This window comes from Paracoccus sp. MKU1 (assembly GCF_001447385.1).
Classification (GTDB): domain Bacteria; phylum Pseudomonadota; class Alphaproteobacteria; order Rhodobacterales; family Rhodobacteraceae; genus Paracoccus.
The window spans coordinates 1-13,776 of sequence record NZ_LLWQ01000019.1 but is presented as its reverse complement, the minus strand read 5'-3'; the positions used below and the strand labels follow the sequence as shown (position 1 = coordinate 13,776).

Here is a 13,776-nt window from a genome sequence, read left to right as displayed (position 1 = left end):
GTTCGGCTATGTAAAGACCCGCTACCGGGGGCTCGCCAAGAACCGCGCCCAGCTCTTCACGCTGTTCGCGCTCGGCAACCTGTTCCTGGTCCGAAGGAGACTGCTGGCGTGAGGACGAGTCCGTCTGCAATCTGCCAAACCGCCGACGCGGTAGCCGAGAAACCACGAAATGGACCGCCAACGACCCGTGCCATGGCTACCAAAGCGATCAAGCCGCCATCTCGGCGCAGCCGAACGCGTTGATCAGACGTTCCATAACCAAAGCGTTCAAAAAAATTGACGGCAGTTGCCTGCCTGGATTTGATGCCAAGTTGGTCTGCGAAGGCCTGCTTTCTGACAGTTTCCGCAGAAAGCAGATGATTGCTGAGCTTGTGAATCTGTTTATCACCAACGTGACGCTTACAAAGCACAGTTCATACGACCACCCGCTTTTAATGTTCAACGCAGCTCTTCCGGAGCCTCATGCAAGGCTGTTGGAAGCCTTTAAGGGGCTGGCCTACGAGCTCGTGATCCGGAAGGCGAAGGTGCAGCAGCTTGAGCGTCGCGGTCAAATGATCGTGGCGCGTCTGTTTGATACTTTGCTCTCAGATCCAGAAAGTCTCATTCCTCAGTCATCTTGGCAAGATGGGTGTCCGGAAAGCTCCACAGAGCGTCGTGTATGTGACTACGTCGCTGGGATGACGGACAGCTACGCCGAGCGTCTCTACAAGCGCCTTTTCCACCCGGGTTTTGGTAGTAGCGGAGACGAATTGTGAACGCGTTTGGCTGGGTGAAGAAAGAGCGGGTCTACCGGCCCTGAGCTGCCGGTCAGCCACCCGCGGTGCTGCGCTGCCGCGTTCCCCAAAGCCGCCGCTCGGAAGATGCTGCTGCGGAATGCTGGCAGCTAGGGTGGTTAGCGACGCCACCGGGCCCCGTTCGCGCTGCGCGTCAACCAGATTAGGACTGCTTCGTGCCGATCATGCCCAGCTTCAAGAGCCTTACCTCAGCCCATGCGACGCTACGGCCAGTTCAACGGGAGCTTCTGCTCTCGACCTGCACCAATTGCTTGTCTTATGATCTGGGGTGGGCTGGATGTAAGTTTTGCCTGCCTCGGGGCTCCTTGAGAAGCCTCGATGGCGACGGGGAAAATGGGGGAACCATGAGTTGCACGGCAATCGATCTCTACTCTGGATGTGGCGGAATGTCGGCTGGAGCCGCAGCCGCTATCCCCGGTCTTGAGATTAAATGGGCGCTCGATATCGATGCGAACGCCGCGCGCACCTTCAGAAAAGCTCATCCGGAAGCTGTGGTGGATTGTTGCGACGTTTCCCTCGTTACTGCAACCGATGTCGTTGAGCGAGCTGGTATCGAAAAGATCGACTGGTTCTTCGCGGGACCGACCTGTCAGGCTGTGAGCACGATGGGCGTTTTCCACCTTGAAGATCCGCGCAACGCCCTGTTCGTCCATTTCATCAGGTTGCTGGATGGCTTCATTGCAGCCGGACGAAAGCCACGCCGTGTCATAATGGAGAATGTTCCGGGCGTTGTCTACGGTCGCAACCTCCTCATCGTGAAGGAGCTATTTAAGCTGTTCGAGGAACGTGACTATAACGTCTTCGCCGATGTGGTGAATATGGCTGACTACGGGCTGCCGCAGCTCCGAAATCGTTTTATCCTAATCGCTACAGTTGAAGCGAGGCCGGCCACTTTTCCCCTTCACACTCACGCTCCGGTCGCCACGGAGAACCTGCAGGAATATGTGACGGTGCGGGAAGCGATCGCCGACCTCACAGAGGAAGTAGACAAAAATGCCGTAGCCAGACTTTCAATTTCCGGTGCCCCTACGCCCTTTCAAGCCTTCGTGCGGGACAGTTCTGGCTTCGCACCGAACCATCACGCGAACAACCTTTCCGAGATCAACAGGCGACGAGTCGCGAATGTCCCGCAGGGGGGCTGCTGGAAGGACATTCCGCCGGAGCTTCTCCCGGATCGTTTCCGGCGCGTGCGCCTGACGGATTACGCAACTCTGTATGGCCGCCTTCATGAGGCTTCGCCCTCTTATACGATCTCAGCGGGATTCAACAATGTCACTTCGGGGTGTTTCACCCACCCGATCCACAACCGCGCCCTGACAGTCCGCGAGGGCGCGCGGTTGCAGGGATTCCGAGACTCCTATGAGTTCCTCGGCCCACGCGAGGCCCAGTACCGCCAGGTTGGCAACGCCGTTCCTCCATATTTCATGATGCGTCTTGTCCAGCACCTTCAGGATAGCGAAGCAGGCCTCCCTGCCAGGATCACCTCACCTGTTCTAGATAGCGGCCGAAAACTACCGAGCATGGTGAAAAGATACATGAAGAGGAAGAACGATTCAGTCAGATCTCGCGACGGATACGGCGGCGGCACCTATTGGCCGGCCGGTTGGGGCGAGCCAATCCCAGCTGATGCAGTGGCAGCAAACGGCTATCGTCTGGAGGACACGCCGCTTCGATATCGCAGGCGCGACGAATGGCGCGTGACCCGAGACCACTTCGTCAATAAGGACATTATCAAAGTCTACGAGGATCAGCGACGGCTGGAATTGCCAAGCGGTGCAATTGCACTGGCGCTTGTCCGTGAGGATGACGTTGATGCCATCGACCGGGCGATCGTACAACTCTTGGCGATCATCGGCTCGAGCGGCTATCCACTGGAAATGCAGGTTTCGGTTCGTTACCTCCGCGCGCGCCTGAAACTTCTCCATGATCGGTTGCGCGAAAAGCAGGTGGAGTACCTCCCCCAAATGGAGATCATAGAACTCGATGGCGTCATAAGGTTCGGGCAGGCCATCGGCTTACCGGATGTCGCCCGGTTGACCTTTGAAGATTCCGACTTTGCTGAGGGCCAGCGCACCCAGGGGCCGCACCTCGTCCTCCATCGTCAATCGATATCTGGCGAGCAGTTCACCTCTGGAGATAGCCTATTAAGCGACTGATTAAGCCAGATAATAGATGATAGATTGTTGGCTGGCAACAAGGGGGGAGAAGGTGGCGACTTTCGAGGAGCAATGTATCGAGAGATACTTCCTCGCGCCCGGAAATTCCGGGCCGATCGCTGGTGTCTACGTCGCCGACGAGGATCTCCTTGAGATGTTTTCCGTTACAGATGTTGCGCTTGCTCACAAACGACTACTCGCATCCCTGCCGCATGTATCCATACTAAAGGCGCGGTTTTCCGGCGACATCCGCCCGCTTCAGGGTAAGCCGCCCGACTATGTTAGAATTCTGATCTTCCTCTGCTGGATGCAAACGACGAAAACCCGGAAAAGGGGCGATCGGGATTTCAGGGAGCTTCTCGAGAAGCAGATCGGCACTCGTTTCACCGGTGCAAACATGAGCGGTCTTAACCTCATGTGGGAGCACCTCAGAGATTTCCTCGCGCGTGAGCACGATATCAAACTAGTCCTTCCGGCTATTCACGCAAACATCCGTCAGATCGGTCGCACACTCCAAATTGCATTTCCGACATGGCGTGATCGGGCTGCTTTGCGAAAGTTGCGGCAAATTCTTCCTCCTGAGCGGCTTCTCGAACCACTTGAGGTTTCCAACAGGATTTATACGTCCCGGCACCTTCTGGGCAACACAATGCAGTCGTTCGAATACAATTTCGAGCAGTTCGACTGCGCGCGGAAAAACGGTGGCCGCGAGTATGCGAGGACGCCGTTCTGGCATGCTTGGTATTCGGTGATCGCAGAACAGGTGGCGCTCGAAGACCTGGAAGTCGTTGAGAGCGACTTCGGCGAATATGAGCTCTTCCGTGTCTCACCGGTTGGTGACCGTGTACCGATCTCATCGCCTGATGAAGCGGTAAAGTTTGTTCCGAAGTCTGTGGCTAAAATGATCAGGGGTGGGACTGTCTTCCTAGAAAGTCTTGGCTTCGGAAGGTACCGCGCACAGGCCTCCACCGCATCACAAATCTTGCTCATGTATAGTTCCAAGCTTGCGGAATGTACGCCCAGTAAGATCCGGTTCTCCGTTGCGCTCAATTCGAGATGGGTTGTCGCCGCATTCCGAGGACAGGAAGCTAGACAAGCTGCCGCATCCGGAAAAAGGGAGTTCGGCTGGCTCGGCGGCATAAGGGTTGGAGGCGCCTACTTGGGACGAACACCTCTCACTCCTGTGATATCGAGTACGCTCCCGCTATCGGTCAACGTGGAAATAAGCGGGCGACCGATAGATCTTATCCAATCCGAAGGCGTATTGGCTCTTTCCCCGGGCATATATTCTGGCCCCGCTGTCGCCCGTAGTCGGGGTGCGTCACATGAAGTTTTAATGGTCCCTAGGGCCAATGAAGTTGGCGAGACCCGTCGGCTTGCGTTCGATCCGTCGCGGGAGATTCCGGAGGACGAATTCCATTACGGAAGCGCGCCATCCCTGTCAGTGGAGACCGAAATATGGCAAGGCGAACGCTTCGATCCCCGCGATGAATTAGTGACGCTCGGCGAGGCGCTTTACGCGCGTACAGCACGTGGTCTATCGTTTTCCGAGGCTGTTGAGCTTGTGCGGAAGGCCATAGGCTACATTGAAGAGCGCCCCTCCGTGTGGGACATCCTCCGTTCGTTTGCCGACGCTGGCTGGCTGGAAACAACATTGCTCCGTCATTTCCCTGTTCGCCGAATACTGCAGCGACCCCTGTCGGCCTCCTTGGTCAGCTCGGAGCTTGTCAGAATAAATGGGCCGACCCCTCTTGCTGTCATCGATCGCATCTCTGCATCCGCCTATGCCGTAGGATGTGTTGTGGAGAAGTGGCGTGGAACTTCTCCGTGGACACTGCCTAGATACGTCGTGCGGTGTCCCGATGAGAGTGCCCGAAAGGAGTTCGTTCTCAAGGCCGCTTTGGGCGTACTCCCGTCGCTCCTCCAGGCCGTGGCCGACGTGGCGAATTGCGACGGTGTTCACGGATACTCCGTGATCGGTAGATTCGATGAAGATCGAGGCTTCTTCGCCGTACGATTCAGTGAGGGGATGACTGAAGGTCTGTATCGGCTTGAGAGGCCCGGCTCCAACAATCCCTTCCTGTATAGATCTGTTGTTCGTGGCAGCGCTGACCAAAACTACTTTTCTCCTTCCGTCGCACTGCTGTCCCATCATCTGCGGCAAGGGAATCAGCTCTTTGACTACGACGGACAATTCCTGTCTCCCCGGCTAGCAAGGGTCGTCTTGCCCGCGAGTTGGGCGAGATGGATATCTGACAGGGCACTCTGCAATGCGGGGCCACGCAATGATGGCAGCCATTGGCGCTACGAATACCCGCTCGGGCATGTAGGGGCTCAGGCCCTCTCCAAAATAGTGCCTATCGCTATGGAAAGGAGGGCTGACATCGGATGGATTGACAGGTTCGTCTGGTCGGCCTCCAACAGTGGTCGGACAATCTACGACGGTCGCTTGCGTAAAGTCCGTTCGAATAAATCCAGCGTATACGGAAAGCGTTTATGAATGGCGAGCGCGGGAAAAACAGTAGTTAGAGTCACGAAGGTTCTCGGTCCCGATGTCGCGATCATTTGCGAAGTAAGGGATGGCGATGCGCACGGTGGCAGAACCCGTGAGACAAAAGATCCCAAGATAGTTCTCGGCGGCGTAGATTCATTCTGGCTTGTGACCGGAGAGAAGAAGGAGCATAGGCTTTTAATTAAAAGAGAAGAGTCTCCGATTCCGTCAGTATCTCCTCTGACTGCTACCCATCATGCGAGTTCACTGTTCAATTTGCCTATAAACTTCGATTTTGGCAGCTCCGGCAGTTTTGCGGCGGTTTCTTTCGCAACTGCGGCAAGGCTGCCAGTCGCATACAGCCCACGCGACATCTCCCACGAAGAACTTGTTGCACGCCTCCGGAAAGGAGTATTGTCCATTCCGTCGGAGAAGGGCGTGGATGCCATTGAGGTACGCTCGGGGTTATGGCTGACACAGTTTGACCGCAGGCCTTCGGGCTACGGCCTGTCGCCCAGCACGATCATGCGTTCTGTACCAGTGGTGACGCTCAAGAATCGTCCGGAAACCATAAGGCTCTCTTCTGGCCTCGTAATCTACGTCACCCAACCGAGATGGGCGCCTGAAAAGGAGGTCGATCTCCGGCCGGAGCACGAGATGCTTCAGGCGGCGGAGTATTGGTTAGCGCGTGCGACATCTTCGATTGTTCAATCCAGCTCGAATGAGCGCTTTATCGACCTTCTCAGGCAATACATAGCCAATACAATCAACACCGAGGAGATGGCGGACCTTTCCGCAGTGATCGGACTACTCAGCAAACGTAAGACGATTGTTGAACTCTTGCCTCAGATGATGGCTCGCGAACCAGATTTTCAAGAGAGGCTCAGAGAGTTTGAACAATCAGAAAGAGATCGCCTGCGAGCATCCCTGCAGTCACGACTTGAGGAGGAAATGCAATCGGAAAGAGCCCGGCTCTCAGATATACGTGCAGATCTTGCCGACGCGGAGACCAGACTTGCGCTCGTAGCGCATCGCGAAGGTCTACTCAGAAGCGAGGCAGAAAAGCACGACGAAAGTATCCGTACGAGGATAGCTGAGGCCGCAAAAGATGTAGTCGGAGAGGCGAGTAGGGAGACTCAGCAACTGAGCGAGGAAGTGACCCGGCTGCGCGACTTGATATCCCAAACCCCTATTTCAACCGTGTACGCCACCAAAACAGATCTGCTTCCCGAAAGAAAGCAGCAGGAGGACGCTTCGGGTCAACTTGTCATCGCCACCGAGGAAGTCCGAAGGAGCATTATTGGGAGCCTCTCATCCGCGGTTGCGATGCCGGTAGCGGACGTCGCCACCATCATATTGAGATCAACCGAAGATCTTCCTGTTCTGATCGGCAATAAGGCTTCGGGTGTTGCTGCGGATATATCCGTAGCGATCGGTGGCGAAAACAGCGTGATCGCATTTTGCGATCCCTCCCGCATATCGTGGCAGGATCTCCTACGGGACGAAACCTCCGGTCTGGCTGCAGCCATAGCCAAAGCCCGAACCCATCCCGGGCTGATCGTTCCTGTCGCTCTCTGCGGCATAACCAACGGGCCGTGCGAATACTGGGTACCCCAGTTCATCGAGTCCAGGCGGCTCGGAAAGCTGCCGCGTAACCTCGCCATTATCGCCAGTGCAGGGGTAGACGGTACGCGTGTTTCGGTGCCGGACTCAGTTTTAGAATACTTCGTCCCCATCTTAGTTCCCGCGTCTGCGCGCCCCGCCCGCAACCTGTTCGCTGGTGCGTGGGGAGCCGAGCTCGAAGTCGATAAGAAAAAGCTTGCGGAGGCAATAGACCTTCTCTCGAAGTCGGACAGCCTTGAGAGGGCGGCGCTTATCCGCGCGGCCAAGACCCTATCCCGCACGCCGGCGGGCATTGATATGGGCGAGGTAGCAGCAGCACTCGTCCGTCAAGAAGAACGGCGCTTGTCCCTTCCTGGCGAAGGGCAGCAGCATGCATTCAATACCTATTTCAAGAACATTGAGGGGTAAACATGTTCGATCCGATCGGCGGATTCAGCAGAATGATCGAGCAGTTCCTAGCCTATCTCGATACAGCTTACCGTATCGATGATTCCAGAGTGTCTGCGATGCGGAGGGAACTGCTGTCCCAACCGGGGCAGCTTGCCCTTGATCCAATATTCGAGGCGGTCCCGCGCTACGAGACGGCGGGCCACGGCTTGGAGGCCCTGATCGATGATCCGGGGAAAAAGCTTCCCGGTTTCACCAGGCCGCAAAGAGAGGCGTTCATCGAACTTGCACTCTCGGGGCTGTTCGAGCGCGACAAGGAAAGCGCAGACATAAAGGGCGAATACGAGCCCTACCTTCATCAGATGCAGATGCTGTCAAAGGGAGTGTCGGATGGGAAACCCGGCATCGTCACCTCCGGTACGGGTTCCGGCAAGACGGAATCCTTCATGCTGCCGATCCTCGCCCAACTCGCGAAGGAAGCGACCACTTGGCCCGCACCTCTAAAGCCGGTCGATGACGATTGGCTCGAAAAGGGCAAGGAGTTCCAGCTTCACCGGCGGAATGAACATCCGGAGAGGCCGAAAGCGATCCGCGCGCTGATCCTCTATCCGTTAAATGCTTTGGTCGAAGACCAGATGGTCCGGTTGCGCAAGGCCCTCGACTCGCCCGATGCGCAGGAAGTGATGGCGAAGCATTTCAAGGGCAATCGCCTGTTCTTCGGACGCTACACCGGAAAGTCACCGGTCACCGGGTTTCTTTCGCATCCGCGCAAGAGCCGTGACAGGTCTTGGAAAGGCCGCAACAGACGCGCCCGGAGGGAGCTAAAACAGGAACTGCAGCGCTATCAGTCCATCCAAAGGCGACTGGACGCGGAGGGGGAAAACGATCTGCGTTACATCTTCCCAACCACGGATGGAAGCGAACTGATCTCGCGGTGGGACATGCAGGCCACGCCGCCCGATATCTTGGTCACCAACCAATCGATCTTGAACGCGATGCTCGTCCGCGAAGTCGAAGACTCCATACTGACGCAGACGCGGAACTGGCTGGTGGAAAACAACGACGCCAGATTCTACCTCGTGCTCGATGAACTCCATCTGGTGCGGGGATCCGCAGGTGCAGAAATGGCGGGCCTTCTCAAGGTACTTCTCGAACGCCTGTGTCTGGCGGACGGAGCACACGCACACAAGCTCCGGATACTCTCGTCCTCTGCTTCGCTGCCAATGGACGAGGAAAACGCCGCTGCTAGTATTGAGTATCTGAGGAACATGTTCGGCGCGGCCGGAACAGCCGGCGCAGAGAATCCCGATAAGGTCTGGAAGGATAGTGTCGTCACGGGCAAGGCTATCGCAGTTCCGCGGCCGGTTCGCACACCATCCCGCAGCAGCTTGGTCGAACTCTCCCGAGCGCTGAAGGATCTCGATTACAGGAAGCAGCCGGCACAGCTCCTCGAGAAATTCGTGGCCTCTGCGCAGAGCCTGCCGGGTTCATCCGGCGCAGCCTCAGCGGCATTGATGTTGGAAGCTACTGCGACGGCGGCAGCAATGCTAGACTTCGCAATGCAGGATGCGGACTGTCCTGGCGCGAAACGTCCGAGTTCGGTGGGCGACATCGGCAAGAATCTCTTCGGCGCTGAGGATTGGGATGCCGTGCGCGGGCTACTCGCCCTACGTGCGATTCCAGATCTGCCCAAGTCGGTCCTTCCGGATGAACTCCGGCCGTCACGCTCGGAGATCGCCAGCCTTCCAGGCTTCCGCATGCATAGTTTCGTGCGGAACATCGAAGGGCTGTTCGCCTCGGTTGGTCGTGACAGGAATGGAGCGGTTGTCTGGGGGCGGCCGAGCATTGAGCGCGGCCAGGATTACGATGAGGTTAAGGAGCTTGGCCGGAAGCGTCTCTTCGAAATGCTCTACTGTGAAGCCTGCGGCGACCTCTACCTCGGCGGGAAGAGAGGCGAGACAGAGCCGGGCACATCCAGCCGGGTGTCGCTACTGCCAGCGCCCCAGGAACTCGAGAAGCTTCCAGAGAGCGCATCATCTCTCCGGTTCGAGGAAGCCAGCTTCCGCGAGTTTGCACTGTTCTGGCCAAGCCAGGGAACGCCAGAAAGAGAAATCCGCGTCGAGCGAAGTCCGTACGAGTGGGCACGCGGATATCTAAATCCGCAGACAGGGGTCGTCAGCGGTAGAGAAGAAGACGGTGACGTTTCCGGTTATCTCCTGAGGTGGAAAGGGAACGACGCATTCCATCAGCGAGCGATGGACGATGACGGCACCGCCGTCCCATACTGCTGCGCGAAGTGCGGCACCGACTACTCCGGGCGATATAGACAACCGAACTCGAAGAAACGCGAAGGCCGCATTTCGCCCATCCGAAGCTTCAGGACCGGCTTCGGTAAGACCTCCCAGCTTCTCGCGACCGAACTGGTCGCAGCGCTGAAGTCCCAGGGTGGCGACGGCAAGCTCGTCGCGTTTTCCGATAGCCGTGAAGATGCCGCCAATTTGGCCCTCGAGGTCGAGGTTCAGCACCAGCGGGATCTTCGCCGCGAGATCTTGATAAGTGCCGCGACCCGCATTGCCGCAGATCGCGCCTTCACTGCGGATGACGATGCCGAGCTACAGCGTCTGAAAACCGAGATCGTTGACTTAATGGCCGACGACCAAGACACGGATCACCTCATGCTCCGGATGAAAGCGCTACAGAAGCGGAAAGCCGGAGCCGGGCAACCGCCGAGCGTACCGTTGAAGGATCTTTTCGAGTTTGAACGAGACAAGGCCGGTTATGCGGCCAGACCGATCCTAGCTGAATTGATGAAGCTCGGCTCAACTCCAGTCGAGGGTGCCGACACAATACATACCCGAGTTCGCAACAAGCCTTGGTACGAGTTCTTCGAAAGGCAGGATGGCGACCAGATCGCCTGGAAGAACGAGGTTCCTGAGGAGGAGTTGAAACTCATCCGAAGGGCGCGAGAAAAAGTCCAGGACGAGCAGCCGCCGGATGCGACGGATCTCCTATTCAGCAAAACCTATTTCGCATTGGAGGAGACCGGACTGGGCTGGCCAAGCTTCTACGGCCCAGAAGAGTACACTCCCGAGAAGTCGCGCGACGACGCCATGCTCCGCATCTTCGCGGACGCGTACCGCATCACGCCCAACCGATTCCAGGAGGAGACGAAGACCGCTTGGAAGACCGCCTTCGATATGCTCGGTCTCGGCGACAACCGTCTGAAGCGGCTTATGACGAAAATCGTTCAGCAACCAGAAAAGGGATGCGAGGATTTTCTGCACAAGCTCAAGACCACGCTCAAGCAAGTTCGCGGCGACGGCTCGATCGACATAAGCATGCTCTACTTTCGGGCCGCGGAGCCGTCAGCGAAGGCATGGCGGTGCGAACGGTGTGGCCGTGTGCACCTCCACGAAGGGTTCGGCAAATGCACCCGGTGCGGAGAAACGCTGACCCACCCGGAGGACCTGACCGCTTCCGTGATCGCCCAAGGCAATTTCCTTGGCCGGAGGGTGATGCGCGCCGTCGGAAGCGACGAGCCGCTCTTCAGATTGAAGTGCGAGGAGCTTACCGGGCAGACGAAAGATCCGGCAGAGCGCCTGCAGCAATTCAAGGGTGTGTTCGTCAAGGCCGACGGCGAAACAGACACGAACTTTGAGTGGCGCAAGCTCTTCGACTCGGTTGATCTGATTTCCGTAACGACGACAATGGAGGTCGGCGTCGACATCGGCTCCTTGCAGGCGGTCTATCAAGGCAACATGCCGCCCCAGCGCTTCAACTACCAGCAGCGCGTCGGTCGCGCGGGTCGTCGAGGCCAGGCCTTCTCCACCGTGCTGACCGTTTGCCGGAGCAAGAGCCACGACATCCACTACTTCCACAATCCGCTTGAGATAACGGGAGCCGCACCACCGCCGCCATTCATCACCACGGGCCTCATCGACATTCCATCCCGCCTCCTGAGGAAGTTCTGGCTCGTGGAAGCCTTCCGCATATTGCGCAAGGAGGCCGATCAGGACTGGGCCGGTGACAACGTCGTCCCTGGCGACATCCACGGTGAATTCCTCTACTGCAATGAGTATTTCAATCCGGAGAAGCACTGGCGCAAAAAGCTCGCGGCCGCGCTGGCTCAGACGGATCATCGCCGGCTTCGTCTCGCGAAGATCCTTGCGGACGTTTCGGGGTGCGAGGTCATTGAGATTACCACGATTGTCACCGCGGACAAAGTTCTCGCAGCCATCGACGGACTGCAGGACGAATTCGGTCTCCAGCCCATTGGCATTGCCGCCGCCTTGGCGGAGCGCGGTCTGGTTCCGCTTTACGGCATGCCCACGCGCACGCGAAACCTCTACGTGGAGCTGCAGAAGGCAAAGGGAAGCTTCGAGGCGGAATGGGATACCATCGACCGCGATCAGGACATGGCGATCTTCGATTTCGCGCCCGGCAGCGTCCGGACCCGGGAGAAGCTTCGGCATCGTTGCATCGGCTTCACAGGCATTCTTCCGGATCCCGACGAATTCATGACGGACTTCGGTGTTCCGATGCGGCCATTCAGTCCATGGTACAAGGACGACTTTCGTCTGAGGTTCTGTGGCGGATGCGGAGCATGGAGCCGGGGAGGAGACGAAACTTTGACGTGTCCCGCCTGCGGAGCAGACAACTCGGATCCAGGAATTCGGTGCATAACGCCCTCCGGATATAGGACGGAGTTCAGGCCCACCGACGAAAACCTTGCGTCGAAGGTGGGGCAGCGGATTTCGTTGGCGAGCCTTGGCAAGGTCGACAAGCAGAAAACCGACGAGAACCTGCGAGTGAATTTCGCGGAGCAGTCCGAGATCTTCCTGGTCAATCCCGGATTCAAGGATGACGAGGACTTCACTGGCTTCGATATCCGGGAAGCCATCGACCAAGATGCTCAGAGGATTGGGTGGTGGACAAAGACCAAGCCGCTGGTGAAACTTGCCGGACAGGCGATCAGTTCGCAGGTTCTCGCCGAAGACCAGAATGGCCGCTACAAGGCGGAGGACGACGTAGTGAGCGCGTGGCTAGCCTCGACCAAGATCACGAACTCACTGCAGATCAGCCCTATCCAGCTGAACCCGAACCTTCGCCTGCTCGACATGGATGTAGGCCTTTCCATGGGGCGGCGAGATCCCTCGCGAACCAGCGTTCGCGCAGCAGCCATATCCGCTACCGAAATACTGGTGCAACGGGCAGCGCTGGATCTCGACATTGCCCCTGAGGAGTTCGATGTGCTCGCCCCCAACATCATGGTGTCATCGTCGGGTGAACGACTGCCGTATCTGCAGATCTCGGATGCTCTCCCCAATGGTTCCGGTTTCTGCCGTCACCTCCTCGGCGACAGCACCATTCCTGTCTCCAGCCTCATAAGAAGCATTTTGGATGATGCTAAGGCGTGGCCGCGCAATGAGGTCTCCGATGACACACACAGAAACCGATGTGGCTCTTCGTGCTATCGATGCCTACAAAGATACAATAATAGGAGCCTCCACGGTCTGCTGGATTGGAGGCTCGGCTTGAGCTACCTGAGAGCTCTATCTGATCCAGGATACGAATGCGGGTTCGATGGCGGATATGCGCACTTCGAGCTGTCTGACTGGACCGCAGTATCGCACGACCTCGCTCTACAGACCAAGACCTTCATTCCCGGAAATAAGGTCTTGAGCATCGAGAGCAGATTGGACATCCAGATATTCTCGCTAGACGACCGCCACAGCCGCTGGGGGGTCGTGGTCCATCCGTTGTGGAATACTGAACGGCTATTCAAGATGATGGGGCTAGATCGAAGTTACGTCGCCATCGACAGCTTCGAGCTGGCACGTCGCCCGCTTCATGTACTGCAACGCGCCCGCTTTTCTGTGAAGTGAGCCGGTAAACCTCCCCGTTTTAACGGGGCGCAAGAGTAGACTTCAGGCAGCCATCTTCAGTTTCTGGTCAGGTGTAATGCCACCGGTGTCTGCTAATCTAGGTTCGCCGCATGGGCTGTGCTGCAGTGCCGTCAGGCGGCTCTCCGCCCATCGGAACGGATACTCCGAGCTGCGTGGGCGTTTTGGAAAGTAAGCTCCCGGTGAGGACCGTCTGACGCTGAAGGTGGGATGGATGTAGGAGGCTGAAGCTATGGACACCCATAGCTTCAGTTCCCAAGTCGAGGTTCTCTCGGTGACCGATAGTGGTCGGCGGCGTCGCTGGTCGGCTGCCGAGAAGATCCGTATCGTCGAGGAAAGCCTGTCGCGCCCGCGCAGCGTGGCGCTGACGGCGCGGCGTCACGATATCTCTCGCGCGTTGCTGACGCGCTGGCGGAAGGACT

6 protein-coding genes and 1 pseudogene are annotated in these 13,776 nt (G+C 57.5%); all 7 read left to right on the top strand.

Going from position 1 to position 13,776, the window contains the following annotated elements; genetic code table 11:
• Positions 1-112 (top strand): annotated as a pseudogene (locus AQY21_RS28345) (IS5/IS1182 family transposase); the annotation flags it as partial.
• A gap of 127 nt (positions 113-239) precedes the next feature.
• Positions 240-755 (top strand): hypothetical protein, encoded by a 516-nt coding sequence (locus AQY21_RS01830; protein WP_152988059.1) that lies wholly within the window; start codon positions 240-242, stop codon positions 753-755.
• Between the two features lie 383 nt (positions 756-1,138).
• Positions 1,139-2,950, top strand: coding sequence for a DNA cytosine methyltransferase (locus AQY21_RS01825; protein WP_058096175.1), 1,812 nt, complete (start codon positions 1,139-1,141; stop codon positions 2,948-2,950).
• A 52-nt stretch (positions 2,951-3,002) separates the two neighbouring features.
• A complete protein-coding gene (locus AQY21_RS27435; RefSeq protein ID WP_203416330.1) occupies positions 3,003-5,450 on the top strand; it encodes a hypothetical protein in 2,448 nt (815 codons plus the stop codon).
• The gene (locus tag AQY21_RS01820; protein WP_203416328.1) at positions 5,451-7,472 is read left to right on the top strand and encodes a hypothetical protein; all 2,022 of its coding nucleotides are present in this window, start codon (positions 5,451-5,453) and stop codon (positions 7,470-7,472) included.
• Between the two features lie 2 nt (positions 7,473-7,474).
• Positions 7,475-13,336 carry a DEAD/DEAH box helicase gene (locus AQY21_RS01815; RefSeq protein WP_058096173.1) on the top strand — a complete coding sequence of 1,954 codons (5,862 nt, stop codon included), beginning with the start codon at positions 7,475-7,477 and terminating at the stop codon, positions 13,334-13,336.
• A gap of 250 nt (positions 13,337-13,586) precedes the next feature.
• Positions 13,587-13,776: transposase (locus AQY21_RS01810; RefSeq protein WP_152988057.1), on the top strand; the 190-nt coding region annotated here is incomplete at its 3' end.